This window comes from Vibrio sp. 1249-1, assembly GCF_033340495.1.
Genome location: NZ_JAWOWJ010001060.1, coordinates 1 through 541, shown reverse-complemented (window position 1 = coordinate 541; position 541 = coordinate 1). Strand labels below are relative to the sequence as shown.

The following is a 541-nucleotide window of genomic DNA, read 5'->3' as shown; positions in this document are numbered from 1 at the left end:
AGTCGTCGGCTTTCAACAACATCACGCGCTGCTTACCCCACTTGGCAACATGTTTGGCATTTCATCCAATACCGAGGTGAGCCCGATGGGGAAAATGCACGAAGTCGGTGTCGGCGATCACTTGCTGGGTAAAATCCTCGACGGACTGGGCCGCCCTTTCGATGGTGCACAAAGCCAAGAGCCAAGTGCTTGGTATCCCGTTTATCGTGATGCCCCGCCACCGATGCAGCGTAAATTGATCGAAAAACCAATTTCGCTTGGCGTTCGCTCCATAGATGGTTTGCTCACTTGTGGTGAAGGCCAACGTATGGGCATTTTCGCTGCGGCTGGCGGCGGTAAAAGTACCTTGCTGGCGAAGCTGATTCGCTCTGCGGACGTAGACGTAACCGTTCTTGCTCTGATTGGCGAACGTGGGCGAGAAGTGCGAGAGTTCATCGAACACGACTTGGGCGAAGACGGTATGGCGCGTTCAGTGCTGGTCGTTGCGACATCCGACAGACCAGCCATGGAGCGCGCAAAAGCGGCGTTCGTTGCGACTTCT

Annotated in this window: 1 pseudogene; it reads left to right on the top strand. The window is 55.3% G+C overall.

Annotated features, from left to right (window positions below):
* Positions 1-541, top strand: a pseudogene (vscN, locus tag R7Z50_RS30460) (SctN family type III secretion system ATPase VscN); the annotation flags it as partial.